Annotated in this window: 2 protein-coding genes; one reads left to right on the top strand and one right to left on the bottom strand. The window is 39.5% G+C overall.

Features of this window, described 5'->3' with window-relative positions:
* The coding region (locus AMDU4_RS11225; RefSeq protein ID WP_021788089.1) for a tRNA uridine(34) 5-carboxymethylaminomethyl modification radical SAM/GNAT enzyme Elp3 at positions 1 to 1,186 on the top strand (1,186 nt) is incomplete at its 5' end.
* On the opposite strand, the gene AMDU4_RS11220 is transcribed toward AMDU4_RS11225, so the two are convergent.
* The gene (locus tag AMDU4_RS11220) at positions 1,187 to 1,843 is read right to left on the bottom strand and encodes a class II aldolase/adducin family protein (RefSeq protein ID WP_021788088.1); all 657 of its coding nucleotides are present in this window, start codon (positions 1,841 to 1,843) and stop codon (positions 1,187 to 1,189) included. It lies immediately after the preceding gene.
* Between the last annotated feature and the right edge of the window lie 195 nt (positions 1,844 to 2,038).

The following is a 2,038-nucleotide window of genomic DNA, read 5'->3' as shown; positions in this document are numbered from 1 at the left end:
ATTTAGCAGGTTAAAACAGCTGGAGACAATAGGCCATGACACAAGCAAAGTTGATCTAATAATCATGGGTGGCACATTCACGGCAAGATCCCAGAATTATCAGGAAGAATTCGTTAAGGGATGCATTGATGGGATGAACAAAAAAATATCACCCACCTTGAATGAGGCTATACTGGAAAATGAATTTTCAAAAAGGCGCTGCATAGGCATGACAATTGAAACTAAACCTGACTGGTTCAATGAAAGGGAAATAGATGAGGCATTATCCTATGGAACCACCAAAGTTGAGCTGGGAATACAGGTACTAAATGACAGTATACTGCGCCTGAACAGAAGAGGGCATGGCATAGAAGAGATAGTAAGATCAACTCAAATGGCAAGGGATGCTGGATTTAAGATTTTATACCACCTGATGCCGGGAATGTATGGTTCGTCCTATCGTGAAGACATTAGAAGTTTTGACATGGCCATGTCAGATGACAGATTCAAACCTGACATGCTAAAAATATATCCTACACTGGTAGTAAAAAATACTGCACTTTATGCATACTGGAAGGAAGGAAAATATATTCCCTATGACACTAAAAAAGTTGTGAGAATGGTCACGTACTTTATGAAGAATATGTCACCGTGGGTAAGGGTCATGAGAATGCAGCGAGACATACCTGTAAATTTCATCGAAGCGGGCGTGAAGAGAAGCGACCTGCATAACCTTGTAGACATTGAAATGGAAAACATGGGCATAAAAACCATGGAAATAAGAAGCAGGGAAGTTGGAATAGTAAAGGATTCATACGGAAATGACTATAACCTTATCAGAAGAAATTACAGGGCTTCAGGAGGCGACGAAATATTCCTCTCATTTGAAAATTCAAAAAATGATATTATAGGATACCTAAGGCTCAGGATGCCATCAGACATGGCACACAGAAAGGAGGTTTTATCTTCATCAATTATCCGGGAAATAAAGGTTATGGGGAATATAGTCCCAATAGGAGCTGAATCCGCAGAAAACTGGCAACACCACGGATTCGGGAAAAAGCTTCTGGATGAGGCGGAACGTATATCACTGGAAGAGTATGGAAAAAAACGCATAGTAGTAATCAGTGGGATAGGGGTTAGAAATTATTTCAGGAAATATGGCTATGAAAGGTTAGGGCCATACATGGCCAGGGAACTTAAATAATTATTTCCAGTTTTTCCACTGCTTCAGATAATTTTCTGATAGCCCTCTGAGCTTTGCCACATCCTCTGGAGGCAATATATTGACCCTGCCAAGCATTTTGGCCGTAATAAAGATGCTTGCAGATTTTTCCAGTACCTGGGATGTTACTATTGCCCGTTCCATATCAGTTCCAACTGATACCGCACCATGATTTTTCATTATTGTTGCATTATTTGAACCAAGACCTTCAACAACGTAGTCTGCCAGTTCTATGGTGCCCGTAAGGGCATATTTGGATACATTTACACCATCGCCAAGAAGCATTGCAGTATCCTCGGTTATAGGCGGAATCCGGTCATCAGTAACTGACAGTACTGAAGAGTATATCGAATGGGTATGAACTATGGCCATAACATCATGCCTGTTTTTGTATATTTTATAGTGCATTAACCGCTCACTGGAAGGTTTCATCTTTCCATCTATAATTGTTCCTTCAATATCGGTGATAACCATGTCCTCTGGCAAACTCTTTGAATAATTCGTACCACTGGGGGTTATGACCACATTTCCATCTTCAGTTCTCAGGCTTATGTTGCCCCATGATCCAACTGTGAGGTTACTCTTTAACATTTCCCTGCAGGCATTTAAAACAATATTACGTTCTTTCTCATAAAGCATTTTTATTAATTGCCATTCCCTATAAAATATTTTTTTGTCCTTACTTTTTAACCAGTATTGTATCTATCCCAGGTTCCTTTATTATAAATTTGATATCTGAAATGATTCTGTATTTCTCCGATTTCGTGATTCCCACTATAATGCAATCCGGGTTGTCTGATTTAATATAATTTCCAATCTCCTCCTTTATCCCGG

The organism is Ferroplasma sp. Type II (assembly GCF_000496155.1).
Note: the sequence above shows the minus strand (reverse complement) of the source record. Positions and strands in the feature narration are given on the sequence as shown.